The sequence below is a fragment of the Streptosporangium sp. NPDC001559 genome (assembly GCF_042893955.1).
Lineage (GTDB): Bacteria > Actinomycetota > Actinomycetes > Streptosporangiales > Streptosporangiaceae > Streptosporangium.
In genome coordinates this window covers 14,541-40,507 of the sequence record NZ_JBIAVG010000027.1, presented here as the reverse complement: position 1 = coordinate 40,507, position 25,967 = coordinate 14,541, and the positions used below count along the sequence as shown (strand labels likewise).

26 protein-coding genes and 1 pseudogene are annotated in these 25,967 nt (G+C 70.5%); 10 read left to right on the top strand and 17 right to left on the bottom strand.

The window, feature by feature from the left end; translation table 11 throughout:
* Positions 1 to 105 precede the first annotated feature (105 nt).
* Positions 106 to 1,512: a helix-turn-helix domain-containing protein gene (locus ACFYY8_RS39515; RefSeq protein ID WP_390050235.1), complete on the top strand. Its 1,407-nt coding sequence runs from the start codon at positions 106 to 108 to the stop codon at positions 1,510 to 1,512.
* Positions 1,513 to 1,540: 28 nt separating this feature from the next.
* Here the strand turns inward: ACFYY8_RS39515 and ACFYY8_RS39510 are convergent, their stop codons facing one another.
* From ACFYY8_RS39510 to ACFYY8_RS39485, 6 genes are all read right to left on the bottom strand, one after another.
* The gene (locus ACFYY8_RS39510) at positions 1,541 to 2,617 is read right to left on the bottom strand and encodes an ArsO family NAD(P)H-dependent flavin-containing monooxygenase (protein WP_390050234.1); all 1,077 of its coding nucleotides are present in this window, start codon (positions 2,615 to 2,617) and stop codon (positions 1,541 to 1,543) included.
* A complete protein-coding gene (locus tag ACFYY8_RS39505; protein WP_390050233.1) occupies positions 2,614 to 2,961 on the bottom strand; it encodes an ArsR/SmtB family transcription factor in 348 nt (115 codons plus the stop codon). Before ACFYY8_RS39505 ends, ACFYY8_RS39510 begins: the two co-directional genes overlap by 4 nt.
* Before the next feature lie 31 nt (positions 2,962 to 2,992).
* Complete coding sequence (locus ACFYY8_RS39500) at positions 2,993 to 4,225, bottom strand: MFS transporter (RefSeq protein WP_390050232.1); 1,233 nt, start codon at positions 4,223 to 4,225, stop codon at positions 2,993 to 2,995.
* Positions 4,222 to 4,497: a hypothetical protein gene (locus ACFYY8_RS39495; protein WP_390050231.1), complete on the bottom strand. Its 276-nt coding sequence runs from the start codon at positions 4,495 to 4,497 to the stop codon at positions 4,222 to 4,224. The genes ACFYY8_RS39500 and ACFYY8_RS39495 overlap by 4 nt, the downstream gene beginning before the upstream one ends.
* A 27-nt stretch (positions 4,498 to 4,524) precedes the next feature.
* Positions 4,525 to 6,042: an FAD-dependent oxidoreductase gene (locus tag ACFYY8_RS39490; protein ID WP_390050230.1), complete on the bottom strand. Its 1,518-nt coding sequence runs from the start codon at positions 6,040 to 6,042 to the stop codon at positions 4,525 to 4,527.
* Between the two features lie 124 nt (positions 6,043 to 6,166).
* Positions 6,167 to 7,264 (bottom strand): flavin-containing monooxygenase, encoded by a 1,098-nt coding sequence (locus ACFYY8_RS39485; RefSeq protein WP_390050229.1) that lies wholly within the window; start codon positions 7,262 to 7,264, stop codon positions 6,167 to 6,169.
* A gap of 78 nt (positions 7,265 to 7,342) precedes the next feature.
* On the opposite strand from ACFYY8_RS39485, the gene ACFYY8_RS39480 reads away from it, so the two are divergent.
* Positions 7,343 to 7,687, top strand: coding sequence for an ArsR/SmtB family transcription factor (locus tag ACFYY8_RS39480; protein ID WP_390050228.1), 345 nt, complete (start codon positions 7,343 to 7,345; stop codon positions 7,685 to 7,687).
* 22 nt (positions 7,688 to 7,709) lie between these two features.
* On the opposite strand, the pseudogene ACFYY8_RS39475 reads toward ACFYY8_RS39480, so the two are convergent.
* From ACFYY8_RS39475 to ACFYY8_RS39460, 4 genes and pseudogenes are all read right to left on the bottom strand, one after another.
* Positions 7,710 to 8,956 (bottom strand): annotated as a pseudogene (locus ACFYY8_RS39475) (transposase).
* Between the two features lie 533 nt (positions 8,957 to 9,489).
* Entirely contained in the window at positions 9,490 to 10,719 is a 1,230-nt protein-coding gene (locus tag ACFYY8_RS39470; RefSeq protein WP_390050227.1) for a DUF4158 domain-containing protein, read from the bottom strand.
* A gap of 43 nt (positions 10,720 to 10,762) precedes the next feature.
* Positions 10,763 to 11,662 carry an NAD(P)H-binding protein gene (locus tag ACFYY8_RS39465; RefSeq protein ID WP_390050226.1) on the bottom strand — a complete coding sequence of 300 codons (900 nt, stop codon included), beginning with the start codon at positions 11,660 to 11,662 and terminating at the stop codon, positions 10,763 to 10,765.
* A complete protein-coding gene (locus ACFYY8_RS39460) occupies positions 11,659 to 12,690 on the bottom strand; it encodes an NADP-dependent oxidoreductase (protein ID WP_390050225.1) in 1,032 nt (343 codons plus the stop codon). The genes ACFYY8_RS39465 and ACFYY8_RS39460 overlap by 4 nt, the downstream gene beginning before the upstream one ends.
* 87 nt (positions 12,691 to 12,777) lie before the next feature.
* Here ACFYY8_RS39460 and ACFYY8_RS39455 point away from each other — a divergent pair, with 87 nt between their 5' ends.
* Positions 12,778 to 13,221, top strand: coding sequence for a MarR family winged helix-turn-helix transcriptional regulator (locus tag ACFYY8_RS39455; protein ID WP_390050224.1), 444 nt, complete (start codon positions 12,778 to 12,780; stop codon positions 13,219 to 13,221).
* Between the two features lie 68 nt (positions 13,222 to 13,289).
* Positions 13,290 to 13,418: a hypothetical protein gene (locus ACFYY8_RS39450; RefSeq protein ID WP_390050223.1), complete on the top strand. Its 129-nt coding sequence runs from the start codon at positions 13,290 to 13,292 to the stop codon at positions 13,416 to 13,418.
* A 353-nt stretch (positions 13,419 to 13,771) separates the two neighbouring features.
* On the opposite strand, the gene ACFYY8_RS39445 is transcribed toward ACFYY8_RS39450, so the two are convergent.
* Complete coding sequence (locus ACFYY8_RS39445; RefSeq protein WP_390050222.1) at positions 13,772 to 14,383, bottom strand: dihydrofolate reductase family protein; 612 nt, start codon at positions 14,381 to 14,383, stop codon at positions 13,772 to 13,774.
* An 88-nt stretch (positions 14,384 to 14,471) separates the two neighbouring features.
* On the opposite strand from ACFYY8_RS39445, the gene ACFYY8_RS39440 reads away from it, so the two are divergent.
* From ACFYY8_RS39440 to ACFYY8_RS39430, 3 genes are read left to right on the top strand one after another with little or no spacing between them, the layout of a single operon-like run.
* Positions 14,472 to 14,807, top strand: a complete 336-nt coding sequence (locus tag ACFYY8_RS39440) for an ArsR/SmtB family transcription factor (RefSeq protein WP_390050221.1) — start codon at positions 14,472 to 14,474, stop codon at positions 14,805 to 14,807.
* Complete coding sequence (locus ACFYY8_RS39435) at positions 14,804 to 15,322, top strand: SRPBCC family protein (RefSeq protein ID WP_390050220.1); 519 nt, start codon at positions 14,804 to 14,806, stop codon at positions 15,320 to 15,322. The genes ACFYY8_RS39440 and ACFYY8_RS39435 overlap by 4 nt, the downstream gene beginning before the upstream one ends.
* Positions 15,319 to 15,780, top strand: a complete 462-nt coding sequence (locus tag ACFYY8_RS39430; protein ID WP_390050219.1) for a VOC family protein — start codon at positions 15,319 to 15,321, stop codon at positions 15,778 to 15,780. Before ACFYY8_RS39435 ends, ACFYY8_RS39430 begins: the two co-directional genes overlap by 4 nt.
* A 124-nt stretch (positions 15,781 to 15,904) precedes the next feature.
* On the opposite strand, the gene ACFYY8_RS39425 is transcribed toward ACFYY8_RS39430, so the two are convergent.
* The 4 genes from ACFYY8_RS39425 to ACFYY8_RS39410 form a co-directional block, all read right to left on the bottom strand.
* A complete protein-coding gene (locus ACFYY8_RS39425; protein WP_390050218.1) occupies positions 15,905 to 17,686 on the bottom strand; it encodes a DUF4132 domain-containing protein in 1,782 nt (593 codons plus the stop codon).
* 367 nt (positions 17,687 to 18,053) lie between these two features.
* Positions 18,054 to 19,091 (bottom strand): aldo/keto reductase, encoded by a 1,038-nt coding sequence (locus tag ACFYY8_RS39420; RefSeq protein WP_390050217.1) that lies wholly within the window; start codon positions 19,089 to 19,091, stop codon positions 18,054 to 18,056.
* Positions 19,092 to 19,175: 84 nt separating this feature from the next.
* On the bottom strand, positions 19,176 to 19,637 hold the full coding sequence (locus tag ACFYY8_RS39415; RefSeq protein ID WP_390050215.1) for a VOC family protein: 462 nt from the start codon (positions 19,635 to 19,637) through the stop codon (positions 19,176 to 19,178).
* 126 nt (positions 19,638 to 19,763) lie between these two features.
* Positions 19,764 to 20,177, bottom strand: coding sequence for a DUF1761 domain-containing protein (locus tag ACFYY8_RS39410; protein WP_390050213.1), 414 nt, complete (start codon positions 20,175 to 20,177; stop codon positions 19,764 to 19,766).
* A 122-nt stretch (positions 20,178 to 20,299) separates the two neighbouring features.
* Here ACFYY8_RS39410 and ACFYY8_RS39405 point away from each other — a divergent pair, with 122 nt between their 5' ends.
* Positions 20,300 to 21,295: a helix-turn-helix transcriptional regulator gene (locus tag ACFYY8_RS39405; protein WP_390050211.1), complete on the top strand. Its 996-nt coding sequence runs from the start codon at positions 20,300 to 20,302 to the stop codon at positions 21,293 to 21,295.
* Positions 21,296 to 22,204: 909 nt separating this feature from the next.
* Here the strand turns inward: ACFYY8_RS39405 and ACFYY8_RS39400 are convergent.
* On the bottom strand, positions 22,205 to 22,747 hold the full coding sequence (locus tag ACFYY8_RS39400; RefSeq protein WP_390050209.1) for a hypothetical protein: 543 nt from the start codon (positions 22,745 to 22,747) through the stop codon (positions 22,205 to 22,207).
* Between the two features lie 46 nt (positions 22,748 to 22,793).
* Between ACFYY8_RS39400 and ACFYY8_RS39395 the strand changes: the two genes are divergently transcribed.
* Positions 22,794 to 23,147: a hypothetical protein gene (locus ACFYY8_RS39395; RefSeq protein WP_390050207.1), complete on the top strand. Its 354-nt coding sequence runs from the start codon at positions 22,794 to 22,796 to the stop codon at positions 23,145 to 23,147.
* A 162-nt stretch (positions 23,148 to 23,309) separates the two neighbouring features.
* Here the strand turns inward: ACFYY8_RS39395 and ACFYY8_RS39390 are convergent, their stop codons facing one another.
* The gene (locus ACFYY8_RS39390) at positions 23,310 to 25,115 is read right to left on the bottom strand and encodes an alpha/beta fold hydrolase (RefSeq protein WP_390050205.1); all 1,806 of its coding nucleotides are present in this window, start codon (positions 25,113 to 25,115) and stop codon (positions 23,310 to 23,312) included.
* A 120-nt stretch (positions 25,116 to 25,235) separates the two neighbouring features.
* On the opposite strand from ACFYY8_RS39390, the gene ACFYY8_RS39385 reads away from it, so the two are divergent.
* A complete protein-coding gene (locus ACFYY8_RS39385) occupies positions 25,236 to 25,793 on the top strand; it encodes a winged helix-turn-helix domain-containing protein (protein WP_390050203.1) in 558 nt (185 codons plus the stop codon).
* Positions 25,794 to 25,967: the final 174 nt, after the last annotated feature.

The following is a 25,967-nucleotide window of genomic DNA, read 5'->3' as shown; positions in this document are numbered from 1 at the left end:
TGCCACTTTGTGTACTGCTCCGCTGACAAATCGTCGTATGCCTCCTCTACCGTGATCAAACCGGGCCGCCAGGCCCCGGCACGGTCAAGGGAGACCTTCTCGCTCATGCTCTACAGCCCCCGCCGCCTGGAAACCCTCCTCGGCGCCCCCGTGCACCAGGTCACCTACCAGCAGATCGCCGACCTGGTCGGCAACGCCGACGCCCGTGAGGCCGAGGACCTGGACTACAAGCGCCTGTATCCCTCCGGCGAGGAGGGCAAGGACGACATCGCCATCGACATCGCCACCTTCGCCAACCACCTCGGCGGGCTGATCATCGTCGGGATGGCCGAAGTACGTGACACCCCCTCGGCCGCGCTGGGGGTCGCCCTGGCCGGTCTGGAAAACCGTATCCGTAGCACGGTCGCCGACCGCATCCACCCGATGCCCCGCTTCGGCACCCGCCCGGTGGAGAATCCCGCTGAGGCGGGCAAGGGGTTCCTGCTGATCGCGATCCCGCCCAGCACGCTGGCACCGCACGCGGTGTCCATCCCCTCTCAGGAGGAAAAAGGGCTGCGCTGGCCGAGACGGCACGGCGCCGACAAGGTGTGGCTGAGCGAATCGGAGATCGCCGCGGCCTACCGGCGCCGGGTGATGGCCGTCACCGACCAGGCCGGGCGGGTCGTGGAGCTGGAGAACAACGCGGTGCGCACCACGGCGACCACCAGCGCCCGAAGCCAGTTCCCGCTGCCGCTGCTGGCCGTGACCCTGGTGCCGGATCTGCCCGGCGACCTGCTGCTGGACGGTGAGAAGGTCCGGGCCTTCGAGGAGCGCACACGCCAGGAGATCGTGATGATCGGCGCCCAGACGCCGACCTTCACCTCGACGTCGGTGGCGCATCGGCGATTGGTCGCCGAAGCGGGCGGCAATTCACTGTTCGGTGTGCGCGCCGAGCTGTACACCGACGGCGCAGGCACCTTCACGGTGCACCCCACCGCCATCCCCCCGGCGGGCAGCGACACCTTCACCGTGGCGGTCCTGGACGCAGAGATCGTCGTACGCACCGCCAGCGCCCTGCGCTACCTGGCCCGTCACGCCCGCGACCAGGCCGCGGTCAACGGCAGCGCGCTGGTGAGGGTCACCCTGGTCGCCGACACCCACCTGCACCCCACGCTGTACTCCGGCCCCCGGCCCGCCGGGTGGCCGTATGACGACATCCATATCGACCGCTACCGCGTCGACCTGCTGACGCCCACCCCGGAGACCGGGGTCAACCGCCCGCTGGGCAGCCGGATCAGCCGCGTGGCCTACGGCGAATCCGTCGTCTGGCTCAACGATCTGGCCGACGACGGCCGCCCCCTGGCCCGCGCCACGGCCCAGCTCGTCGGTGATCTCCTGCAGACCTACGGCGTCGCGGAAAACCAGCAGATTCGCCGGGACGGAAGCCTCAACCCCCAGGCGTGGGGTCCGCACTGGGAGACGATCAAGCAGTGGGCCCAGAGCGCGGACATCCCCCTGGCCGACCAGGGCTGATGTGCCTGCCGGCTGCGGCGGCCGGGCGTCACAGCTGGGTGAGCACCTCGGCGACAGCCTGTTTCGCGGTGCGGCCGGCGCCGATCAGCGTGGCCGAGGCGGGCCCAGTCCAGTCGCCGTAGCCCAGCAGGTACAGCCGCGCCTCACCCGCCGCCCGGGTGCCCTCGACCGCGACCGCTCCGCCGGGGCCGCGCAGCCGCAACGGCGCCAGGTGGGTCAGGGCGGGCCGGAACCCGGTGCACCAGATGACGACATCGCAGTCCAGCACGGTGCCGTCGGCCCAGGCGACGCCGGTCGGGGTGAGGCGGGCGAACATCGGTTCGGCCTTGAGCACGCCCCGCTCCCGAGCCTCGCGTACGGCCGGGACGGCGACGATGTCTCCGAGATCACCGACCCCGGGTGCCGTCTGCCCGGCCTGCAGGGCCCGCTGGCGGCGGGTGGCCACCTCGAACAGGGCCCGGCCGTCGACGTCGTCGGGCAGCAGCCGGGGCGGGCGCAGCGTGGCCCAGGTCGTCGAGGCGACAGCCGAGACCTCGGCGAGGATCTGGGCGGCGGAGTTACCGCCGCCCACGACGAGAACGCTTCGCCCGGCCAAGGCCTCGGGGCCGCGGTAGTGGGCGGTGTGCAGCTGCTGGCCCTGGAAGGCGTCGAGGCCGGGGTAGTGCGGCACGTACGGGCGCCACCAGGTGCCGGTCGCGCTGATCACGATCCGGGCCCGCCAGACGCCTGCGTCGGTATCCACCTGCAGACACTCACCGCTGCGCCGCACCGCCCGCACCTGGACCGGACGCACGACGGGAAGCTGATAGCGCTGCTCGTAGTCGGCCAGGTAGGCCACGACGTCGGCCGCGCCGGGGTAGCCGCCCGTGGTGGGGGCGGGCATCATGCGCCCCGGCAGCGAGCTGTACTGGGCCGGGGAGAACAGCCGCAGCGAGGGCCAGGCGTGCCGCCAGGCGCCGCCCGGCCGCTCCTGGGCGTCCAGGACGACGAAGTCGGCCCCGGCGCGGCGCAGGTGGTAGCCGGCGGCCAGACCTGCCTGGCCGCCGCCGATGACCAGGACGTCGACCAGCCGCGGCGAGGTGGTCGCCGTCTGCGGGCCGTTCATACCTCGATGGGCTGGGCCAGCGGGGTGAACAGCGCACCCAAGCGGGCCACAGCGGCCGGCACGACCCAGTAGTAAACCCAGGTGCCGCGCCGCTCGCAGTCGATCAGCCCGGCGGTGCGCAGCACCTTCAAATGGTGGGAGATCGTGGGAGCGGTCAGGTCGAAGGCGGCGGTCAGGTCGCACACGCACGCCTCGCCGCCCGCATGCGAGCCGATCATCGACAGCAGCCGCAGCCGTACCGGGTCGGCGACCGCCTTGAGCGCGGCCGCGAGCTCGGCCGCGTCGTTCTCCGAGATCGGCTCGCGGGCGATCGGCGCGCAGCACTGGATCGTTACGGCGGTCATCCGGCATTCCTTACTTTGAAGTCCATCGAAATTATAGGCGATGGTAGGCGACCAGTGCGAAGGCGGCGATCGCGCAGGCGGCGGCGACCACGGTCATGACCCAGGTGTATCCGGCGCTCTGGGCCAGGGCGACGGCGCCGAGCGGGGCCAGGGCTTTGTCGGCGACGGAGAAGACGGCGATGCGGCCCGACAGGGTGGCGTAGGCCGCCGTGCCGTACCGGCCGACCAGCAGGTGGGGCAAGGTGATGGAGGCGATGCCGAAGCCGAGCCCGAACCCCAGCACGCAGCCGATCGCCCCGGCCACGCTGCGCCCCAGGAGCGGCAGCGACAAGACGGCCACGCCCTGCAGGGCGAAGATCGCAGCGGCGATGAGGGCGGCGGGCAGCCGGGTCTGCAGGCCGGTGGTGATCAGGCGGCCGGTGACCGACAGCACACCCAGCAGACCTGCCAGGGTGGCGGCCAGGACCGGACTGTGGCCGAGGTGGATGAGGTAGGTGACCAGCAGTACCGCGATGGTGGCCACCGCGCCGCCGTTGGCGGTGAAGGCGATCACCAGTAACCAGAACGGGCGGCGCCGCACCGCGGCCTTGACGATCTCGCTTCTCTGCTGCGCCGTTGCGGCTGTGCCGGCTGCCCTGGGGCGACGGCGGATGACGAGGGCGTGCAGCGGGATCGCGGTCAGCCCGTAGAGCAGGGCAAGCACCACCAGGGCCTGACGCCAGCCGTAGGCGTCGACGAGCAGGCCGGTGAGCGGGATGAAGATCGCCGAGGCGAATCCGGCCACGATGGTCAATGCCAGCAGCCCACCCGCCCGGCCACGTCCGTCGCCGCCGTACCAGGCGATGATGACGGCGAAGGCCGCCTCATACAGCACCATGGCGCAGGCGATGCCAACGGCGGCGAACACGGCGTACAACTGCCACAGACTCTCCACCCGCGACCAGGCCAGCAGCGCGGCCATGCCGAGGATCGAACCGACACTCATCAAACCGCGCCCGCCACGGGCGTCCAGCCGGCGACCCGCCGCCGGGGCGCACAAAGCGGCGATCAGGATCGACAGCGTGAGCGCGGCGGCGACCTGCGTCTGGGAGGCGGAAAGCTCACGCGCCATCGGAGTCAGGAAGACGGAGAAGGCGTAGTAGAGCACGCCGTAGCCGATGGTCTGGGTCACGGCCAGGGCGGCGACGATCTGCCACCCCCTCGTGAAACGCGACTGGCCGCCGCTCCCGGTCAGGGAAGCGGCGGCCTGGGCGGTGGAGCTCACCCGCGCATCCCGGCGCAGGCGATCAGCTCACGGCCGTCCGCCGTCGTCGTCCAGCCGTCGGCGGCCTGCGTTTCGGCGATGAACCCTTGAGCGCGCAGCCGCCAGGTCAACGTTCCCGCCATGCGGGCGATCGCCGGGGCGAAGCCCGGGTTGGTGCTTGAGCGCCGGGCGGCGACCAGATGCTCGCCGAGCTGCCCGACCTCCAGTGGCTCGTGGGCGCAGATGAGGCGCAGCGCCTCCCGCTGGGCCGCGGTGGGGTATCCCTCGGACATGAAGAGCTTCCTTTCGCGTGGTACGGCTCAGCCGCAGCAGCCGCTACCGGCGTCGGCCGTCACCAGGGGGAGCGGGGTGGCCAGCAGGCCGCCGCTGATGCCGGTGGCCAGGCCGACGCGCACCTGCTGGGCTTCGGCCAGGTTGGAGGAGCACACGCCGGTCTCGGGCAGGTCGAGCTGGACGTCGCGGGCGGCCTGCCAGTCACCGGCCAGAGCGGCGACGACCGAGCGGACCTGCTCATACCCGGTGGCCATCAGGAAGGTGGGGGCGCGACCGTAGGACTTGACGCCGACGGCGTAGTAGCCGGGTTCGGGATGGGCGAGTTCGTCGACGCCGTGCGCGGGGACGGTGCCGCAGGAGTGGGCGTTGGGGTCGATCAACGGGGCCAGGGCGCGGGTGGAGCCGAGGATCGGGTCGAGGTCCAGGCGCAGCTCGCCGGCGATGGTGTGGTCGGGCCGGTAGCCGGTCGCGGCGACGACCCGGTCGACGACGATGGCCTGCTCGTGGCCGGACGAGTCGCGGCTGATCACGGTGACCTGTTCGCCGCCGGGCTGGACGGTGTGGGTGAAGAAGCCGGTCAGCAGAGTGATGCGGCCGGAGTCAACGTGCGCGCGCAGCCGGGTGCCGAGCGCGCCGCGGGCGGGCAGCGCGTCGGCCGCGCCACCACCGTAGGTGCGGGTGGCGCCGCCGGCGCGGATCGCCCACGTGATCCGGGTGGCCTCTGGCAGCTGGGCCAGTGCCAGCAGGGTGGTGGCGGCCGAGTGGCCCGCACCCACGACCAGGACGTGCTTGCCCTCGTAGCGGTCGAGGTCGGCTCCGAGCACGTCGGGCAGGGCGTGGTCGACCAGCCCGCCCGCGACGGCCTGCGGTTCGCCGTGGGCGGGCAGGCCGCTGGCGCCGAGCACGTTCGGGGTCTCATACGTGCCGGAGGCGTCGATGACGGCGCGGGCCTGGAGCTCCTCGCCGTTGTCCAGGCGGATGAGGAAGGGCACGTCCTGGCGGCCGTTGGTGCGTACCCGGTCGTAGCCCAGGCGGCTGATTGCGTTCACCTTCGCGCCGAGCCGTACCCGCTCGCCCAGCAGCTTGGCCAGCGGGGCGAGGTAGCCGTCGATGAGCTCGACGCCGGTGGGCAGCCACTCGGGGTCGGGGGCGATCCAGCCGTCGGCCTGAAGCAGGCGGCGGGCCGCGGCGTCGATGTTGTACTTCCACGGGCTGAACACCCGCACATGACCCCACCGGGCGACCGAGGCGGCCACCTGCTCGCCCGCCTCCACGACCAGGAAGTTCTGGCCGCGTTCGGTCAGGTGGGCGGCGGCGGCCAGGCCGACCGGCCCGGCACCGATCACCACCACCGGCAGGACACCACTCGGCCGCGCGGCCTGGCTGGAGTCTGCCTCCACGCAACCGCAGCCGCTTGAGGCCTTAGCCTGAGCCACCGTGGTGCCGGGCTCCAGCGCCTGCTCACCGGCGGTGCAGCAGGCACTGACCCCGCAACATGCCGCAGCGGCGTGATGGGCCTCCTGGCCGTCGATGTTCTCGCTCATCGCTCCTCCTGGATTCGGTGTCTGGGCCCCACCCGGCCTTGATTCGACATCAATCGAATCAGAGGCAGCATGCCTCCTTGGATAGAGGAAAGTCAAATTAGATGCTGATCTAAGCAGTGGGGGGTCAGGGACGCCGCCGCCGCGTCCTGTCGCGCCGCACAAGGCGGGCCAGCAGGTACCGGGCATCGGCGCCGACGCCGCGCAAGGTGTTGGAGGAGGGCGTGCGCTGCCACTCCAGCCCCAGAAAGCCCAGCCCCGGGTGGGTCAGCGACAGGCCTGCGCGCTGGTGGGGCCGCCCGTCGCCGCGCAGCGCGCCCAACGCGGCCAGATATCCCAGATCGGGCCGGTAGCCGGTGGCCAGCAGCAGCGCATCAGCGCGTTCACGGCGCCCGTCGGCCCACACCACCTCCTGACCGTCCAGGCGGGTGAACATCGCCCGCCGCACGTAGCGGCCCTGACGCAGCGCCCGGCGGTAGCGGCCGTCGTCGAGCACCGGCACGGCGGGCGGGGCATCGGCGCGCGCCAGCGGCAGCCGGTCAAACCCGCTCAGGCGAAACCAGAAGTGCAGATCACGCCCGAGCGGGCGCTGCGCCGCGAAACGGATCGGCGCCCGGGTGGCCAGCGTGACCCGCGTGTGAGCGGCCAGCTCGTGGGCGATCTGGATTGCCGAGTTGCCCGCGCCGACCACCACCACGTGCTCGGCGGCCAGCATGGCCGGGCAGCGGTAGTCGGCGGCGTGCAGCACCCGCCCCGTGAAGGTCTCCAGCCCGGCCAGGGCGGGGCGGTGAGGGCGGGCGAACGCGCCGCTGGCCGCGATCAGGACGGGCGCGCTCACCTCCTCGCCGCCTTCCAGGCGCACGGCAAAGCCCCGCCCGCCCTCGTCGAGCTCCTCGCCTGCCTCGACCCTGTTCACGCGGGTGCCGGTGCGGATCTGCGCGCCGCGATCGGCCAGGGCGGCGGCGTAGCGCTCCAGGTAGGCGGCCACCTCGTCACGGTGCGGGTAGCGGTCGCCGTCCCCGCCGAAGGGCAGGCCGGGCAGGTGGCTGTAGCGGGCGGGGGAGAACAGGGTCAGGCTGTCGTAGTAGCGCGGCCAGGACCCGGCCGCCCGCGCGGAGGCCTCCAGCAGCACGGGGTGCAGCCCGTGTTCAAGGGCGGCGTGCGCGGCGGCCAGGCCGGACTGCCCGGCCCCGATGATCAGGACACGGTCGTCGTCGATGGACATGCCGCAGAACGTACCGTCATTTTATAATATGTCAATATCTTGATGTGAGAGGTAGGGTGCAGGCAGGAGGCAGCAGGCATGACCGAGACCACGACACCACCGGCAGCATCGGCAACGCCGGTGGGCGCCGCGTGCGCGCCGCAGATACCACAGGCCGCCCAGGACTTCCTCAAGGCGCTGGCCAGCCCGGGGCGCCAGCAGATCATGCTGCTGTTCGCCCGTGGTGCCGAGTTGTCGGTCAACCAGGTGGCCGAACGCGCTGGCGTCAGCCAGTCCGCCGCCTCCCAGCAACTGGCCCTGCTGAGGCGCGGCGGCATCCTCACCTCCCGACGGGCAGGCAAGGAGGTGCTGTATCGCGGTGACCGCGACAGTGTCGCCCGCATTCTCGGCGACCTGCAGGACTATCTGAAGTTCTGCTGTTGACCGCCCGTCGACGGTGGCGGGCTCACCCGGCCGGGGCGAACAGGTCGTGGAAGGGACGCAGCCCGGAGCTGGCGTCGGCGCGAGTGAAGGCGTAGCGGCCCAGGAAGTTGATGTGCTCGTACTGGATCGGCGACAGCCGGGCGCACATCTCGTCGGTGACCGGGAAACCTTGGGCGCGCAGTTGCTTGACGGCGGCGTCGATGTAGAGGCTGTTCCACCAGATGACCGCGTTCAGCGCCAGGCCGAGGCTGCCGAGCTGGTCTTCCATGCCCTCGCGGTAGCGCTGGCGCAGCTGGCCCCGGTTGCCGAAGGCGATCTTGCGGGCCAGCCGGTGGCGGGCCTCCTGCACGTTCAGCTGGGTGCCGATCATCCGCCGGTAGCCCTCATCGTGCAAGAACTGCAGCAGGTGGAGGGTTTTGAAGATGCGGCCGTAGTGCACGAACGCCTCCCCAGGCCAGTGGGGCGGCCGTCGGCCGACAACATCCGGATCAGGTCATAGGCGCGCGCCGTGCCCATCGTCAGCGAACCGGCCACCCGCAGCATGTCGCCCCGGTGCGCCCGGATCCGGTCCAGACGCACCACGTGGCGGGAGGTGTGCTCCAGCGGCCCGTAGGTGGCGCGGGTGTTGGTGCGACACAGCCGCATGTCGGCCAGATCGGCGATGCGCGGCGAGAACTGATACCCGCAGATCGCGAACAGCCCGAACACCAGGTCGGAGTAGCTGGCGGTATCGGTGATGATCGTCTCGGGGCGCGGTCCGCCGTCGAGGTTGTGGATGGCGTCCAGGATGAACAGCGAGTCACGCAGCGTGCCCGGCACCACCAGGCCGCCGATGCCCATCACCTGGTCGTTGACCACGTTCAGCCAGGTCGCGCCGCGCTGGCGGCCGAAATAGATCGGGTTGTGCCCGGCGTGCAGGCTGGCCACCGGCACGATGAAGCGCAGCCCGTCGGCCGAGGCGATGTGCCCGCTGCCCCAGTGCCGGACGATGTCGATGCCGGCCCGGGCGTTGGCCGCCGCGATCGTCTCGGTGCGTAGGTAGCCCTGGTCGACCTGCTGCAGCCGGGCCCGGGTGAGGGCGGGCACGTTCGGCTTCTCGATCGGGACCAGGCCGACGTTGCACGCCTCAGCCACGATGAGGGCGGCCAGTCTCATCGGGAAGTCGTCCATCGCGGCATCGATACCGGAGACGTGGGTGAAGTCCGCGGGCAGGCCGGTGCGGTCGAAGACCTCCAGCAGCAGTTCGGGGAAGTCCAGCCGGGGCAGCATGCCATCGACCAGGCTCCGCAACTCCTTCATCAACGGCGGTTCGGCCAGCGGGCCGAGCTTTTCCAGCTGCAGCCGGCCACCGACGAACTGCACCGCGGTGTTGCTGCCGAGCCCGTCCAGCACCCGGACATAGGCGCCTTCCAGCGCGCTGGCGAGCTCGGCCAGGTGCCCGGCCGGTTCCAGCTCCAGTTCCAGCGAGGTCAGCACGCGCGGCCGCGCCTGCTGCCACGCCTGCCCGTCCAGCAGCCGGGCCCGCGGGTCGCTCCACCGCTCGGAGCCTTCGGCGAACACGTCACGCCGGCGCAGCGCGGTGTGCAGGTGCATGAGCGCGCACAGCACGAACGCCGCCTTGTCGATCTGCCCGGCGGGCAGGTCCGGGTTGCGGTAGATCAGGCCCCGCCACGACCCGGTGATCAGCGCCTCGTGCTCGGCGATGTCGCCCGGCGCGTAGCGGCAGCGGCTCTTGGCCATCGCCGCCGCGGTGCGCACCATGGCCAGCACCGGTGTGCCGGTCTCAACCGCACGGAACCGGATCACCTCCAGCAGCGGCTCGATGAAGCCCTGCACCGTGCGGTAGCGCTTGACCAGCTCGGCCCGCCACTCGGCGGCCGCGTCGTCATCGGTGACCGGCACGAACGCCGCCACGGTCTCCACCGCGGCCGCCAGCCGTTCGCGCGGCGCACCTCCTCGATCGCCTTCCACACCTCCACCAGCGACACCAGCCGCTCCTCGGTCGCCTCCGGCACGGCCATCAGCACCTCCATCGCCGAGGCCATCGTCCGTGCCGCCTTACGCAGCCTGGGGAAGGTGCGCAGCTGCTCGGCCTTGCCCGCCCTCTCCGCACGGGCCAGCAGGTTGGAGGAAATCAGCACGTCGAGCGCATCATCGACCGAGGCGGTCTCCAGGTGCCGCACCGTGGCCAGCAGCGTCGCGCCCTGCCGGTGGGTGGCCAGATCCCGCAGCGTCGGAGCCTTGGCCGCCAGCCCGTAACGGGCCAGCGCCCCCAGCTTGACCACCGGCACCGGATCAGTGGCCACCGATCCCACGCCGAACTCGGCGATCTCGGCCACCCGGCGCAGCTCCTCGGCCAGCCCCCGGCCCGAAGCCTTCGTCGGCGCCGTCCGCAACCGCTCCAGCTCCGAGCGGAGCCTGCCGTCCGGCACCGCCAGCAGCCCCACCAGCGCGGCGCGCATCTCGGCCGACAACCGGCCCGACAGCAACGCGTGCAGCCGCTCGTTCTCCGCCCGCCGCACCTCCCCGACCAGCCGCACCAGCACGGTCATGCCCGGCAGCAGGATGCGCTCCTTGAGCATGTGCACCCGCGCCCGGTCGAACAACGCCCGCGGCCCCTCCGCCGAAGCCCACACCCGGGCCGCCACGTACTGGCGCACCTCGCTCTCGCACACCCCGAAGTCGCGATAACCCAGCAGCCGGCGAATCTCCCAGGCGTGCTCGTACACCGTCTGCTGCCGCTGCCCGTAGTCGACGAAGTGCGCCGGATCCAGGCCGAGCTGCTCGGCCACGAACGCGACCGCACCCGGCGGAACAGCCAGCGGGTCGTCGGTCAGGAACACCCCGAGCATGCGCACCGTGCCCCACTGCACGGCCCAACCGAGTTTGGTGGCCGGCCGACGCTTGGACGCCAGCGCGTCCAACGCGCTGCGATCCAGCCGGAAGAACTGCTCCAGCTCCGCAGCCGAAGGCTCCTCAGGGAAGCGGCCATAGCGGGCGATCTGCTCATCAGAGAGAAATTCGAAGGGCATGGCCCAGGAACGTAGGCCCCGCAACCAGCCCAAACGGGTGCCGTCACCGAACCGGTACGAAGATCAACTCCCTACCGCTAATTTCTGCACTCAGCCTCCTCGAGGGCCTTCTCCTCCATTGGTCGAGGTGGGCGTTGATGAATTCGCCTATCGATGTGGGCTCGCGGCCGGTGATCTGCTTCACGGCTGGGGAGAGCTGGCTGAAACCGCCGTGTCGGACGCGGTGGTAGAGGTCGTCGAGGATGTCCGCCGTCCAGGGGTCGAGGCCGTCGAGGGTTTCCCGTGGGGAGGGGTCCTCGGCGCGGATCTGGTGGCCGAGACGCGCGGAGAGTTCCTGCGCGACGTTCGCGACGGGAACCGGGTCCGGACCGGTGATCGTGTGCGCTCGGCCGTGGTGATCCTCCGGCGCGCGGAGAGCGGCCACGGCGACGTCGGCGATGTCGCGTGCGTCCACCCACGCGATCGGGGCGCCGCCTGAGGGGAGGCTCAGGACGCGGTCGTCCCGGATGGCGTCGCGGTAGAACCGAGAGTCGGTCAGGACCTGGTGGAACCAGGACGGACGGAGCAGGGTCCAGGAAGCGGCCCGAGTGATGACCGCGTCCTCGACCCGGCGTGCCCAGTGGTCCGGTGAGAGGGTTTCGGCTCCCTGCTCGGACAGCAGGACGACATGCGCGTCCGGGTTCACCTCGACCAGCTTGGCGACGAGTTCGGGGGCGGTGGGGTGGTCGGGGCGCATCAAGTAGATCGCGTCCACGGCTGCGGCCGCCTCGCGCCAGGTCGCCTGGTCGTGCCAGTCGAAACGGACCGGATCGGTTCTGGTGTCTGACGTCCTGGCGGGCTGCGACGACCCAGCGTGGACGAGGATCCCGAAGCGGCGCAGCCGGGCGGCCACCTCGCGTCCTGTCTTGCCTCGGGCTCCAGTCACCAGCGCCGTGCGGATCATGCCTGCTCTTGGAGCCGGACGACGGCCTTGCCGATCGTGGGCGCTCCACTGCGCAGCAGGCCCAGTAGGGCTTCGGGCATCCGTTCGATGCCGTTCACTGCCGTCTGCCGGTGGACGATCTCGCCCGAGCGTACCCAGGAACCCACCTCGGCGCGGAAGGCGGGCATCTGGTCCTGGTGGTCGGTGACCAGGAAGCCGCGCGCGGTCACCCGCTTGGTGACCAGCTGGTAGAGGTTCCGCAGGCCGTGTGGTTCCCGGCCGTCGTACTGGCTGGCCATTCCGCACAGGGCCAGCCGGGCACCGACCCGGAGATGGTCGATCGCGGCCTCCAACTGGGCGCCGCCGACGTTGTCGAAGACCACGTCGATGCCGTCCGGGGCGGCCTGTGCAAGGTGCTCACCGGTCGCACCGTCGTGATGGTCGAAGGCGGTGTCGAAACCGAGGTCATCGACCAGGTGGCGGACCTTGGCGGATGATCCCGCGCTGCCGATCACCTGCTTGGCTCCCCGCAGTCGGGCGATCTGACCGGCGATGCTCCCGACCGCCCCGGCCGCTCCCGTGACGAACACCGTGTCGCCGGATCGCACCGACGCCATTCGGGTGATGCCCAGCCATGCGGTCAGGCCCGTCGCGCCGAGCACGCCGAGATAGGTTTCGGCGGGTAGATCGTCGGTGTCGATGGGTACGACCCCGGCCGCGTCGATCACGGTGGCCTCGCGCAGGCCCAGGAAGTGCTCAACCACCTGGCCCGGCTTGACGTCGTCCGCACGGGACTCGACGACCACGCCGATCGCTCCCCCCTCCAGCGGTGCCCTCAGCGGGAATGGCGGGATGTAGAACGGGCGGTCGTCCATCCGGCCACGCATGTACGGGTCCACCGACAAGTGCGTGTTGCGAACCAGGACCTGACCGGGCCGCAATTCGGAGATCTCGGTTTCGACCAGTGCGAAGTCGTCGGCCGACACCTGCCCTTGCGGCCGTCGCGCCAGGTGCCACTCCCGGGCCCGTCCCTTGCTGGTGATCATCATCAGAATGCCCCGTAGATACTTGAGTCAATTAAGTATCTACCTTGGCACATATACTTGAGCCCATCAAGTTCTTGTAGAATCGGCCCCATGGCTACACCTTCGGGGCCCGTCGCCGCGTCGACCGATGCCGAACGGGCGATGTTCGACTTCGTCGACGCCTACGACCGCGCATACGAAACCGCCGCCCTGGAGCACGGGCTGAGCGTGGCGCAGGCCTGTGTGCTCGGGCGGCTCACCCGGCAGATCGGGATGCGGGAACTGGCCGACGAACTCAGCTGCGACGCGTCCAATATCACCCAGATCATCAGCAGGCTCGAGGCTCGCGATCTCGTCCACCGCCGACCTCACCCCGGCGACGGCCGCTCCCGGCAGATCGTCCGGACCCCCGATGGAGCCGCCCTCTACGCCGCCTTCGAGGAGTCCTTCGAGTTCGCCCGGTCCGCCACCGCCAACCTCAGCGCCCGCGAACAAGACCAACTGGCCACCCTGCTCCGCAAGGCCCTCAACGGAATACGGGAACCGAACAGCTGACCCTTCGGCACTCACCGTCACTTAACGAGGACGGCCGCCGCCGCTACGTGCCGTGGGTCCGGGACGCCGTGACGGGGAAGGTCGCGTGGACCGCCAAGGGCAGCAACAGCCTGCTGGGAATCTGCGACGGCTGGATCGGCGGCGCCGCCGACCGGGGTCACACGAGCCAGTCCGAGATCAGGCTCTTCCAGGCCTGAACCACCACCAGGAGAGCGGGCGGGTCCTTTGCCCCGGCCACCCGGATCGTCCCGGTGACGGCGCGGTAGGCGCCGCGTTCTCGTTCGGCCGTTACAGGTGGAGAGGGCCGAGGTCGGTGATGACGTCGGATTCGGCGTCGGCGCGCCACACCGGCGTCCCGCGCGGATCGGGCCCTGCCGCGTCCATGCCCGGGGCGGTCTGACCACAGGTCAATGGCGCTTTGCCGCCTTGCCGGGTCGAGGTACGCATGATCGGTTGCGTGGCGTTGCTTTGCGGCTGGTGGCATGGGCCTGAGCGGGGGGCCTGCTTGATCGGTCGGTTGCCGGTCGGCGGCCGAGGCGGATCTCTCGCATTACGCCGGCGTCTGGGGCGTGCGGCGATAGGTCATGTGAGTCACACCGATTCCCTCGATGATCTCGGCCTGCTCGAAGCCGATCGGTGCTGTGGCGTTGAGCCCGGCCAGCACAGGCGTGCCGCCGCCGAGTACCACTGGCACGACGTCCAGCCGCAACTCGTCGAGCAGGCCGGCCTTCAGCGCGTCGGCCGCGGTGCCGCCGGGGCCGACGCCGACGTCGCGATGCCCGGCCGCCTCGCGGGCTCGCGCGATCGCGTTCTCCACGCCGTCGCCGACGAACGTGAACGGTGTCGTCGCCGTCCAGTCGGACGGTGGTGGGCGGTGGCTGACAACGAACACCGGTACGCCGCTCGGGTGTCGCCCGTTCCAGCCCGCGGTGAGGTCGAACAGGTTCCGGCCGATGACGCAGGCTCCGAGCGTCTCCTGGAGTCGGCGCAGGTAGCGGGCCGTTGCCTCGGAGGTGCGGTAGGTCAGCCGGTCCGGATCGGCCGTTGGCGTGGCCACGGTGCCTGCCGTGCACCAGGCGAACAGTTTGTCGAAGCCTGACTGGCCGGGGCCGGAGATGTACCCGTCCAGCGAGACCGACGCCTGTGTGAAGACCTTTCCCATGGTTGCCCCCAGAGCGTCTGCGATCTTGACAAGGCTGGAGGCTAGCACATATAAAACCATCAGGTTATGGAACCGGAGGGTTATGGAAATGGTTGCAAGCGACAGGCTGGACGCGACGTTCGCGGCGCTCGCCGACCCCACCCGACGGGCCATCCTGGCCCGGCTCGCGGCGGGTGACGCCACGGTCACCGAGCTGGCCGCGCCGTTCGCGATGAGCCAGCCCGCCGTCTCCAAACACCTGCGCGTGCTCGAACGGGCGGGCCTGATCCGCCGCGGCCGCGACGCACAGCGCCGGCCATGCCGGCTGGTGGCCGAGCCGCTCAAGACGGCCACGGACTGGCTGGCCGACTACCGCGACTACTGGGAAGCGAGCTATCAGCGACTGGATGCCCTGCTGGACGACCTGCAGGACGGCGAAACGTGACCTCCCCGCACCCCGGCCTCGGGCTGCACGTCGTCGAGTCCGGGGCCACCGGCCTCGTCCTCACCCGGACCTTCGCCGCTCCCGCGCCGCTGGTCTTCGCCGCGCTCACCGAGCCGGAACTGCTCCGCCGCTGGTACGGCGCCCGCGGCTGGCAGCTCACCGTCTGCGAGGTCGACCTACGCCCAGGCGGTGCCTGGCGGTTCGTCTCGACAGGGCCGGGTGGCTCCGAGATGGAACTACACGGGCTGTTCCGTGAGGTCGTGCCGCCTGTACGCCTCACACAGACCGAGATCCACCGTGACTGGGCCGACGGCGCGGCACTGGTCACCACCGTTCTGGACGAGGCAGACGGACACACCATCATGACCGTCACCGCGCAGTACTCCTCGCCCGAAATCCGCGACATGGTCGTGCGCGGCTCCATGCGACGCGGCGCCGGCGAAGGGTACGACCGCCTCGCCGCTGTACTCGCCACACTGCCACCGCACCTCCCCGACGAAAGGCACCATCCATGACCGACGCATCCGCACCAGTCACCGAGATCCCGGCCGACCTCGGGGAGGTTCCCCAGGACTCCGGCAACCCGCCTGTGCCCCCTGGCGCGCTGCTGCTGGAACTCGTGCCGGTGCCGACCACCGACATCGAACGGGCCAAGGCCTTCTACCAGGACCAGCTCGGGTTCCGCCTCGACGTCGACGTCAACCCGAAGCCCGGTGTCCGCATCGTCCAACTCACTCCGCCCGGTTCGGCATGCTCGATCACGCTGGCCGAAGGCCTGTCCACGCTCGACATGCCTCCAGGAACTCTGCGCGGTCTGCACCTCGTGGTAGCCGACATCGAGGCGTCGCGCGCTCAACTCGTCGGGCGTGGCGTCGAGATCAGCGAGATCGAGGACTCCGGCGGCGTGCTCTACGCGTACTTCGCCGACCCGGACGGCAATACCTGGTGCCTCCAGTACATGCCCTGGCGCTAGCGGGGCGTGTGGTTGGAGGGGCATGTGCCATGACGCCGTCCGTCTGGCTCGGCGACCTCGACAGCCCTGGGCGCCCGGCCAGGTGGCTGGACGACGTGCCCGTCGTGGTGGTGCCGCGTAACTTCTAGTGCCAGTATCCGTCGTAATAATCGACCAGGTGCTGGGCGTCCGGGCCGGCCGAAGCGGCGGCGACTGTGAGGTCGGCCTCTCGGAGGATCTCCGACCGCACCAGTGGCGGCACCGACGCCGCGGGCACCTTCCGGCCGTCGCGGTGGAAGGTCATCGGGTTGGTCGCGCACAGCGCGTCCAGGTCCCAGCCCTCGTCGGACATGCCCTCGACGACGCGCAGGAGCCAGCGGGCCTGCCAGCCCGCGAGGTCGCGCACCACCTCGCCCTGCCCCTCGTGACAGTCGTGCTCCCAGTAGCCGATCGACACGCCGGTCCATCCATGCCGGATCAGCTCCGTCCGGGCCGGGTCGTAGCGCACGACATGACCGGCGACACGGTCCGGCTCTTCCACGTACACCTCGCGGAGGACTTGTTCGAACGGCTGCGCCAGACCTCTCTCGCGCCACGCGCTCACCTCCTCGGCGCTCGCGTCGGCCGGGTGCCACAACGTGACAGGGCCCTCGGGGTGGTGCCCGGCCAGTTCCCAGCCGTCGGCGGTTCTGACGGGCAGGCCAGAGGGGCCGCCGGGGGTCCGCCACACCAGGGCGCGTGCGTCGGGGCCGGTGACGGGGTGGTCGAGGAGATGTTCACCGACCTCACGCCAGGTCCATTCACGCTGGTGGATGAGCGCCTGCTCCAGGCGGTGGCGCGCGGCCGTGCGCGCCTGCTCGACCTCTCTGGGCGTGGCGGCGGCGGGCAGAGCGCGGTCGAGGAACCGGTCGCGGGTCAGCGCCGCCGCGTCGGCGAGCGCATCGAGTGCGCGAGTGGCGTTCTCCTGTACGGACGCCGCCCGCACCCGCGCCTGAATGAGCGCCAGCGGTGTGACCGTCTCGGGCCCGCCGCGGCGGGCCAGCACGCCGACGGCCCCGTTGGCGACGGTCTCGCTGCGGCAGGTGGAGCCGGGGCCGTCGTGGCCGGTGCCGCAGGTGACGGCGGCGTCGGCGAGCAGCGACGGGACCCAAGGTTCGTCAATGACCTCGCAGGTCCAGATCAGGCCGCGCGCCACCGAAACGGTCTGGCCCTTCAGGAAGCGCTCCTCGCTCCAGCTGATGTCGGCGTGATGGCAGACGAACGGGCCGCCCCGGTAGGCGGCCAGGCGGGTGACCAGCTCGTGGACCAGGGTGACGGCCTCAGGAGTGAGCAGGCCGCAGACGAGCGGCAACCAGCCGTCGCCTGGGGCCGGTGCGTCAGCGGTGGCCCAGTGACGTAGCAGTGGCAGCGTTCCGGCCAGGCGGAGGCCGTACTCCTCGGCCAGCATCGTGGCGAAGGGGTCGGCCTCCCCGATCACGTTCCTGACCGCACCGTCTGGGCCGTCTTCGGTGAGCAGGCTTTCCAGGAGCGGCTGGAGCTCTCCGAGGTCCCTCAGGTGGCCGAACAGGTCGCGGCGCTGTTGCGGATGGAGCAGGTGGGCGGCTGACAGCGGAATCCGATAGAGCTCCTCGTGGCGGGTGTGGCCTTGGCGGGCCCAGTAGCCGGCGCGTTCGGCCAGGTTCCAGGCGTCGTCGGGAGTCCAGTCGACGGCGCGCGCGGCCACGGTGCGGACCAGGCGCAGGACGCGCTCGTCGTAGTCGTGGCCGCCCTGCGGGCTGAGCCAGAGCTTGGTGTGGGCGTAGGTGCCGTAGAGGCGCCAGTCGGTGTCAGGGCCGGGGTCGAGGCCCTGCTCGGTGAGGGCGTCGAAGCGCTGGTAGGCCTCTTTCGTAGCCGGTTCCAGATGGTCCCAATTTCCCGCGAACGTCACCTGGTGATCGTAGTCGCACGATGACCGAATGAAGATCGCCGTTCTGGACGGCTACCGGCGGGTCGCTCGAGACCTGGGTGTCCGGCGCGCCGCCGCGAGCAGCCGGTCAGTCTCATCCTTGGGCACCCGTCTCGCCCATGGGGGAGTCGACGGGGTCGCCGTCCTGGGCCGGAGCGGGCGGCGCGCGCGGTTCGGCCAGATGCGGGCGGCCCTCGGGTGGATTTCCTCTCAGATGAGCAGTAGCCCGTCATCGCCGATTCCGGCCTGAGGTGTCGGTGGCCGGGCTCGAAAGAGACCGGAGCGGGCGCCACCCGAAGCCCCGTATTCAGGGACTTCGCGTTCCTGCCAGCGGTCGTGGACAGGTATGTCAGGCGGCGGCGCGGTCGCCGGTGCGGCGGCGGCGCAGGTCGGCCTGCTCGAGTGCGGGTGGTACGTAGGCGATGTCGAGCGTGCCGGGGTTCACCCCGGGCGGGACCACCTTGTCGATCCGGTCGAGGGTGTCGTCGTCGAGGGTGGTGCCGACGCCGGCGAGCAGGTCGTCGAGCTGCGCCATGGTGCGGGGGCCGATGATCGCCGAGGTGACCGCGGGATGGCTGATGACGAAGGCCAGGGCCAGGTGGGTGAGTGACAGACCGGCCTGCTCGGCGATCGGGAGGAGTTCCTCGACGGCGTCGTGGTTGCGCTTGTCGGTCATGTGCTTCGGCACCCAGTGCATGCGGGCGCTCGAGACCTGTGCGTTGCCGCCCTTGCGGTAGCGGCCGGTGAGCAGACCCGAGGCCAGCGGGCTCCAGACCAGCGTGCCCAGCCCGTAACGCTCGCAGACCGGGAGGACGTCGCGCTCGATACCGCGGTTCAGGATCGAGTACGGCGGCTGTTCGGTGCGGAAGCGGGCCAGCCCGCGCCGTTCGGAAGCCCATTGGGCCTCGACGATCTCCGCGGCCGGCAGGCTGGAATGGCCGATCGCGCGTACCTTACCCGCCTGCATCAGGTCGGTCAGGGCGGCGAGGGTTTCCTCGACATCGGTGCCGGGCTCGGGGTGGTGGACCTGGTAGAGGTCGATGTGGTCGGCGCCGAGACGCCGCAGCGAGTTCTCGACCGCGGTGACGATCCAGCGGCGGGAGCTGCCGCGATGGTTGGGGTCGGTGCCCATGGGGCCGTTGAACTTGGTGGCGAGCACCACGTCGTCGCGTCGGCCGCGCAGCGCCTTGCCCACGATCCGTTCGGTTTCGCCGTCACCGCCGTAGACGTCGGCGGTGTCGACGAAATTGATGCCGGCGTCGAGGGCCCGGTGGACGATGGCGACGCAGTCGTCGGGGTCGGGGTTGCCGAACGGGCCGAACATCATGGTGCCGAGGCAGTAGGGACTGACCTTGATGCCGGTACGGCCCAGGGGGCGGGTGCGCATGATCTGTTCCTTCGAAAGGCGGGGAGCCGGGTGGTCCGAGGCGGCCGGGGAAGGCCGCCTCGGACCGGATGGGTGCGTTGGTGGTCAGCCGGCGTACGGGGCGGCGACGTCGAGGATCCAGGTGACGCCGAAGCGGTCGGTCAGCATCCCGAAGCCCGGGGCCCACTGCGACGGGCCGTACTTCTCGATGATGTCGGCGCCGTCGGTGAGCTTGTCCCACAGCGCGCCGACTTCCTCGGTGGTTTCGCCGCGGACGGACACGAAGAACCGCTCGCCGGTCAGCGTCATGCCGTGCTCGCGAGTGGTGGCGGCGGGAGTGGCGGCGGCCGGTGCCTGGCTGGGCACGTCGTAAGCCATGATGCTGAAGCCGTTGTCGGCCGTGACCTGGCCGAAGACGATCTTGTCGGCGTCCGGCAGTTCCTTCGGCATGCCGAAGTCGCCGTAGGCGATGGTGGTGAGGTGGCCGCCGAACACGGTCTGGTAGAACTCCAGCGCTGCGCGAGCGTCGCCGCGGAAGTTCAGGTGGGTGGTGGCGGAGATGGCCATGCTGGTGACTCCTTGTTGATCTTCCGGGCGCGGTACGCCCGGTACGGGCGGGTAAATCTCGTTGGAGAGAACGGGGTGTCGGACGGCCGAACCGGCGAGTCCCCACGGTCCACGGCGCTGCTGGTCTCAGACGGCCAGCAGAATGGCGCTGACGATCAGGCCGCCGACGATGTTGTAGCTGCCGGAGATCGCCGCGTAGAGCAGCGGTCGCGGGAAGTTGGGGTTGATGGCGATGGTGACGGTGTTGGCCGTGAGGTAGCCGAGGCCGATGATGAGTCCGAACAGCAGCGCGTCGCCGTAGGTGTCGATCTTCAACGCGGCCATCAGGATCGCGCTCGTGAGGGTGACGACCAGGCTGGTCAGTGGCGGCCCGGCGAGAAACAGCGGCGAGGTCGGCGCCTTGGCGCCGACCTCGCGGCCGAGGGAGCGGTTGTACGCCTTGGGGAACAGGCCGGCGAACCAGACGCCGCCGAGCAGGGTCAGGGCGGTGAAGCCGAGCAGGATCCCGAACCAGTTCAGATCGCCCAGAACATCAAACATGGTGCTGACTCCGTCAGTGCTAAAGGGGGGGCCGTCCGGGTCGCGTGGCTGACCGGCTCGATACGAAGGTTCGCAGGAGTAGGTGACAGGATGTGGCACCTACTTCGGGCAGTATGAGGTTCATGCAGAAAACCTCTGCCCGGCTGCTGGCTCTGCTGTCGCTGTTGCAGACGCGCCGGGACTGGCCCGGCACGGTGCTGGCCGATCGCCTGGACATCAGCCTGCGCACCGTGCGCCGCGACGTCGACCGGCTCCGCGAGCTCGGCTACCCCATCGCCGCGGTAAAAGGCCCTGACGGCGGCTACCGGCTCAGCGCCGGCACCGAACTGCCCCCGCTGCTGTTCGACGACGAACAGGCCGTCGCCCTCACCGTCGCCCTGCAGATCGCCGCCGCCAACCCCGGCAACGGCCTCGCCGAACCCGCCGAACGGGCCCTGCACACCATCCGGCAGGTCATGCCCTCCCGGCTCCGGCACCGCATCGACGCGCTGCGCGTCACCGCCGTCGAACGACCCGTCACCCGGCCGGCCACCCCGGTCGACGGCGACGTGCTCCTGACCATCAGCGCCGCCGTCCACGCCCGCGAGATCCTGCGCTTCGACTACGGTGCCGAGGTCACGGCCGAACCCCCGCGCCGCGTCGAACCCCACCACGTCATCACCTGGGACGGACGCTGGTACCTCATCGCCTGGGACCTCGACCGCGACGACTGGCGCACCTTCCGCGCCGACCGGATCACCCCGCGCACCCCCAACGGGCCCCGGTTCACTCTACGCGTACTGCCCGGAGGAGACGCCGCCACCTTCGTCACCAGCACGTTCCGCGGCTCCGGTGACGCCTCGGGCGACTGGCCCTGCCAAGGCACGGTGATCCTCGACCTGCCCGCCGCCACCGTGGCCCTCTACACCCGCGAGGGACTCGTCGAGGAGACCGGCCCCCACCGCTGCCGGCTCACCCTCGGATCCTGGTCCTGGCCCAGCCTCGCCGCCGCCATCGCCCGCTACGACGCCGACATCGAAGTCATCGGCCCCGGCGAACTCACCGACGCCTTCGAACACCTCGCCCGCCGATTCACCAGAACCGCAACCGGCCACGGCATCGCATCACCGGCGTTGTGAGTCGCCATGCCTACGAAGGACGCAGTCTGGTAGGCGACGACGTCGGGCTTGAACTCGGCGAGGTTCTTGTCCAGTTGCTGCCAGGTGTCCTTGGCGCCCGTCTTCGTCACCGGGTGCTCACCGGCGACGACGTTTCCGCCTCCGCTGGAGGTGGCGTTCTTGAACTCCACGCCGCCGGCCTTCAACGCCGCGCCCAGCGCAGGGGCTTCGGCTCCGGCGATGGAGTCACCGAGCCACAGAACCTTCTTCCCGGTCGATTCGGACTCGCCGGAGGTCGCCGCCGCGGCTTGGCATCGTCGCCGCCGCCGGAACCCTCGCCGCAGGCGGCGAGGGTGGCGCTCAGGCCCACCGCGGTCAGGGCCAGCGCGGCTCTCTTGATCGGACGGCGTCGCGCAGGAAGGCTGTTGTTGTGCATGGCTTCACCCAACCAGCGGAAAACTCCTGGTCAGTGCGGTCGTCATCAAACCATCACACAACGGTGGAACTCCGGTCATCAACCGGTCGGCGCCGGCCCCGACGCCCTGGGCCGGATCGACGGCAAGCAGGCCGACCAGCCGGCCTGACCGATGTCGTCGATCGGCACACCCTGGGCCCGCAGGTCGCGTACGAGGTTGCGGAGGCAGGCCCGCTTGGGGGTGTGCTCCACTCGACGCCGAAGTCGTCGATGTAGAGCTTGGCGGAGGGGCGGCGGCCCTGGCCCGCCGAAAGGCGGCACGGCGAAGGCACTCGCGGGCGCGACTTCACCGTGCCGGGTGAGTCCGGTACCCCTTCGAGATCGCGGAGTAGCGGGATCGCGTGGCGCCCGGGGAGTGGCGCTCCGGCACATCCGCGCGCTCCGCGTCCTGGCGCCACGGCCGTTCTCTCACCTGCTCCGTTTCGCCGTGGTCGCGAGCGCCGCGACCGGCGGGCTCAGTTCCAGGTCGCCCGCTTGAGAATCGCGCCGAGCCGGCTGTCGCTCCACCGGTCGAAGACGAGGATCTTCGACGTGGGCAGGTGCCAGATCCGCTCCTGGTAGGAGACGCCGGTCCGCTTGGCCGACTGCGTCGTGCAGCCGACGCGCCAGACACGGTAGGTGGCCTGGTGTCCCGCGCCCACCGGGCGGAGGGCACGTGTGACGAGCTTGCCGGGGAAGTCCTCCACGTAGCGCTTGTCGGGTGCGCAGGCCGAGAGCCCGTTGCCCGGGTGGTATTGCTCCTCGGGGTTGTAGGGGTTGCCGTGGCGGCCCAGGGAGATGCCCTCCGGCCCGACGAGGTAGAACCCGCGGCACTCGACGGCGCGCCGGCCGCAGCCGCCGGTCTTGACATGGATGCCCCACATGTCTTCTTTGCCGACTTTCCAGGTCTTGGGAATCTGGAGCGTCATGCCGCGGAAGGTCAGCGGCTTGGTCGCCACGCTCTGCGCGGGTGCGCCGGTGAACAGGAGAGAGGCGGTCACAACCAGGGTCGTCAACATGATCCCGAGGCTAGGGAGGCCCGCTTGTGGCTCGGCTGCAACGCGCTTGAACGGCCACGCTGGGCTCCCGGCACCGTTCCTTCCGGGCCCTCCGGTCGTTCGCCGGTCGTTCGCCGGAGGTGAGCGCGTTTCGAGGGGAGCCTCGAAGAGCCCGCGCATCGGGCTGACCGGCCCCGACCTGTTCGCCGTCCTCGGCTCGCCGGTGCCGCCCGGGCCGCCGGGCGAACTCTCGTCGGACGACCAGCCCGCCGAGGTGCGTGAGCGGTGGCCGGCGGACATGCGCCGCAGGGGCACCGGCACGAGTTGTGACTGCGCGAACTGTGGTGCTGGACCATCGGCCTGGGGCGACGCCGACCACCACCCGGATCCGGCACGGCGCGCCCGGGTCGAGGCGCTCTGAACTCGGTGGCCGAGCAGCGGTCCTCCTCGGCGAGGAGGACCGCGATGTCCCGGAGGCCGAACCCATCCAAGAGCGGTACGGCTCGGCGGGTGCGTTGGTAGTGGCGACGTGCCTTTTCGCGGTTGCCGCAGACGGCCGTCGTGGAGTGGCGGGGGTGAGGGGTTACCGGGTGGGGATTCTCACGGTGAACGGTTCGTTGTCGAGTTCGCCGTGGAGTTCGGTCTGGTTCTCCGCGCGGAAGGGTCGCCAGCTCAGTGACAGGCGGTTTCCGGGCGCGGTGGTGAGGGTCGCGGTCGCGGTTCCGGTTTTCGGGTCGAGGTGGATGGTTCCGGAGACCTGGACGTCCTTGACGTATCGGACCCGGTGGAGGGTGATCGGCCCGTCTTCGGTTCGTAGGACGCGGCCGCCGCGCAGGCCGGGTTCGGTTTGGGGCGGAGGTGTGAGGGAGGTGGGGTTGAGGGGTGCGATCGCGTCGGCGGCCGTCGCGAAGGCCGCCGCCACGGTCCGGCGTTGTTCGGCGTTCAGCTCGTGGCCGTGGGGCACGGCCAGTTCGCGTGCCCGTGTGGGGAAGTCGCCGAGCAGCCGGTAGCTTTCCGCGGTGCAGTCAGGGTGTGCCGGCTTGGTGGGGTCGGCGATGAAGGAGCGTAGGACGCCCTGTAGGCATTCGCCGAGGGGGGTGAATCCGAACAGTTGGCCGTGGCCTCCGAAGGGCACGGTGTAGGCGTGCCCCTTGGGGTAGCGGGCGGCTACGGAGGCGGCGTCGAGTGGGGAGGTGTCGGAGTCGAACTGGCCGCTGATCGCCAGGACGGGTACGTTCGGCCGGTCGTCGGTGGCCGGTGGGCTCTGGCGTGGGGTGGGCCAGTGGGCGCACTGTCGTGTCCAGTCGGCGACCGGTCCGGTGGCTTCGGAGGGTTGGTAGGGCGCGTAGACGTTGTGGCGTTCCGCGTAGGCGTCGAGTTGCCGGAGGCGTTCGGCGGTGGGGGCGTCGCGGTCGAAGGGGAACCTGGTGTCGCCGCAGTAATAGGTGAACAGGGCCGGCGCGGGGGACTTGTCGGGTAGGGGTGGTGTGGCGCGGTTCATCAGGCGGTGCAGTGGGGCCGGGTCGTTTTTCAGGTAGGCGTTCGCTGCGGCCAGGGTCGATCTGGCGTCGGGATTGGCGGCGGCGGTGAGCAGGTGGCCGGTCTGGCCGATGGGGAGTTTCGGGTCGGGCTGGGCCCGGAGCCGTTTCAGGAGTTTGTCCCACAGGGCGGCCGGGTCGGGGTTGTGCTTGGCGCAGGCGGGTGAGCGGCGGCACGCGTTTCGCAAGGCCGCCAGGCCCAGTTTCTGCTGGTTGCGGAAGCCCTGTTCTTCGTAGCCGTCGTCGCCGGTGCCGGTGACGCTCTCGAGGAACATGGCGCGCAGGTGCTTGGGGAAGCGGGTGGCGTAGGCCTGGCCGAGCAGTGTGCCGTATGAGGCTCCGACGAAGGTGACGTTGCGGACGCCGAGTGTGGCTCTGACGGCGTCGAGGTCGGCGGCGGCCTGGTCGGAGGTGAAGAATCCGCCCCTGTCGCCGATCTGGTGCGCGCACGCTTCGATCGTTTTCGGCCGGGTGACGTCGAGCCCGTGGCATGACAGTGGCGAGGATTCGCCGAATCCGCGTGGTTCGACCATGAGGATGTCGACCCGGTCGGACAGCGGTCCGAGCAGTGTCTTGGCGAGCCCGGCGTAGGAGGGGTCGAGGGGGCCGGGGCCGCCGCCGTTGGCGATCGCGGTGGTCAGGGGCGGGCGGCTGCGGTCGCCGCGTGGAATCCACAGGTAGGCGACGGAGATTTTCTCCCCGCCGGGGTTCGACCAGTCGAGGGGGACGCGTAGTTCGCCGGGGCAGGGGCTCGTCGCCTCTGCGCACGGGCGGGTGTGCGCCGCAGGGGTGGGCAGCAGGGCGGTCAGGGTCGCTCCAGCCGCCAGAAGGGCCTTCCAGGCGAGGTTCATGAGTACACAATGACTGTGCACAATTGATTGTGCAAACGGGTTGTGCACTGCTTGGGGAGTCCGGCCAGGTCAGGGCGGCGAAAGTTGCACAACGGATTGTGCACAGCTAGTTTGTCGACCATGGTTGGAGAGCCCGCGCGTCACGAGGTCACCGACCTGGAGGCTCTGACGTCGCTGACGCACCCCCGGCGGCGGCGCATCCTCGATCACCTTTACAAGCACGGCCCCGCGACGTCGGCCACGCTCGCCCGCGAGCTCGACCTCAACACCGGAGCCACCAGTTACCACCTGCGTGAGCTGGCCAAACACGGCTTCGTCGAGGAGGCTCCGGCGAAAGGGCACGGGCGGGAGCGGTGGTGGCGCTTCGTCATGGCCGACTTCCGGTTCCCCCGGCGCAGCCGGCAGGACACCAAGACGCGTGCCGTGCTGGACGAGATGAACACGCGTGCGTTCGCCGCCGACATCCAGCAGTTCCAGCAGGCTCTGGCCGACACCTCGGGCCAGGGCGGCTGGGACGACGCGTTCCCTTACTCGCGGGGGAGCATCCGCGTGTCGCTGGGGCAGCTGGAGGCGTTCTTCGAGGAGTACGTGGCGCTGCTGATGAAGTACTCGGGTGAGGAGCCGGACGGGGACGCCCGCACCGTCAACACCGTGTTCATGGCCTATCCCGAGGCGTGAGCGGGCGCCGGTCACGGGCCCCGAGCGAGTGGATTCGCCGAGGCCGCTGAGCTTCCGCACGGGAAGGCCTCGCGGATTTGGGTGAAATCTGCGTTCTTCTGTGCTTCGCGCAGCCACGCGCAGACCCGGAACCAGCCGTCGCCGAACGGGGGGGTCACCACCACGCCCCGCGTG

Excerpts from the sequence above, each read along its gene's own strand:
- ACFYY8_RS39460 (WP_390050225.1), bottom strand. The coding sequence starts at position 12,690 with ATGATGATCACCAGCAAGGGACGGGCCCGGGAGTGGCACCTGGCGCGA.
- ACFYY8_RS39400 (WP_390050209.1), bottom strand. The coding sequence starts at position 22,747 with ATGTTGACGACCCTGGTTGTGACCGCCTCTCTCCTGTTCACCGGCGCA.
- ACFYY8_RS39390 (WP_390050205.1), bottom strand. The coding sequence starts at position 25,115 with ATGAACCTCGCCTGGAAGGCCCTTCTGGCGGCTGGAGCGACCCTGACC.
- ACFYY8_RS39440 (WP_390050221.1), top strand. The coding sequence starts at position 14,472 with ATGGTTGCAAGCGACAGGCTGGACGCGACGTTCGCGGCGCTCGCCGAC.
- ACFYY8_RS39480 (WP_390050228.1), top strand. The coding sequence starts at position 7,343 with ATGACCGAGACCACGACACCACCGGCAGCATCGGCAACGCCGGTGGGC.
- ACFYY8_RS39495 (WP_390050231.1), bottom strand. The coding sequence starts at position 4,497 with ATGTCCGAGGGATACCCCACCGCGGCCCAGCGGGAGGCGCTGCGCCTC.
- ACFYY8_RS39510 (WP_390050234.1), bottom strand. The coding sequence starts at position 2,617 with ATGAACGGCCCGCAGACGGCGACCACCTCGCCGCGGCTGGTCGACGTC.
- ACFYY8_RS39490 (WP_390050230.1), bottom strand. The coding sequence starts at position 6,042 with ATGAGCGAGAACATCGACGGCCAGGAGGCCCATCACGCCGCTGCGGCA.
- ACFYY8_RS39445 (WP_390050222.1), bottom strand. The coding sequence starts at position 14,383 with ATGGGAAAGGTCTTCACACAGGCGTCGGTCTCGCTGGACGGGTACATC.
- ACFYY8_RS39415 (WP_390050215.1), bottom strand. The coding sequence starts at position 19,637 with ATGGCCATCTCCGCCACCACCCACCTGAACTTCCGCGGCGACGCTCGC.
- ACFYY8_RS39465 (WP_390050226.1), bottom strand. The coding sequence starts at position 11,662 with ATGATCCGCACGGCGCTGGTGACTGGAGCCCGAGGCAAGACAGGACGC.
- ACFYY8_RS39505 (WP_390050233.1), bottom strand. The coding sequence starts at position 2,961 with ATGACCGCCGTAACGATCCAGTGCTGCGCGCCGATCGCCCGCGAGCCG.
- ACFYY8_RS39385 (WP_390050203.1), top strand. The coding sequence starts at position 25,236 with ATGGTTGGAGAGCCCGCGCGTCACGAGGTCACCGACCTGGAGGCTCTG.
- ACFYY8_RS39455 (WP_390050224.1), top strand. The coding sequence starts at position 12,778 with ATGGCTACACCTTCGGGGCCCGTCGCCGCGTCGACCGATGCCGAACGG.
- ACFYY8_RS39405 (WP_390050211.1), top strand. The coding sequence starts at position 20,300 with ATGCAGAAAACCTCTGCCCGGCTGCTGGCTCTGCTGTCGCTGTTGCAG.
- ACFYY8_RS39420 (WP_390050217.1), bottom strand. The coding sequence starts at position 19,091 with ATGCGCACCCGCCCCCTGGGCCGTACCGGCATCAAGGTCAGTCCCTAC.
- ACFYY8_RS39470 (WP_390050227.1), bottom strand. The coding sequence starts at position 10,719 with ATGCCCTTCGAATTTCTCTCTGATGAGCAGATCGCCCGCTATGGCCGC.
- ACFYY8_RS39485 (WP_390050229.1), bottom strand. The coding sequence starts at position 7,264 with ATGTCCATCGACGACGACCGTGTCCTGATCATCGGGGCCGGGCAGTCC.
- ACFYY8_RS39515 (WP_390050235.1), top strand. The coding sequence starts at position 106 with ATGCTCTACAGCCCCCGCCGCCTGGAAACCCTCCTCGGCGCCCCCGTG.
- ACFYY8_RS39430 (WP_390050219.1), top strand. The coding sequence starts at position 15,319 with ATGACCGACGCATCCGCACCAGTCACCGAGATCCCGGCCGACCTCGGG.
- ACFYY8_RS39410 (WP_390050213.1), bottom strand. The coding sequence starts at position 20,177 with ATGTTTGATGTTCTGGGCGATCTGAACTGGTTCGGGATCCTGCTCGGC.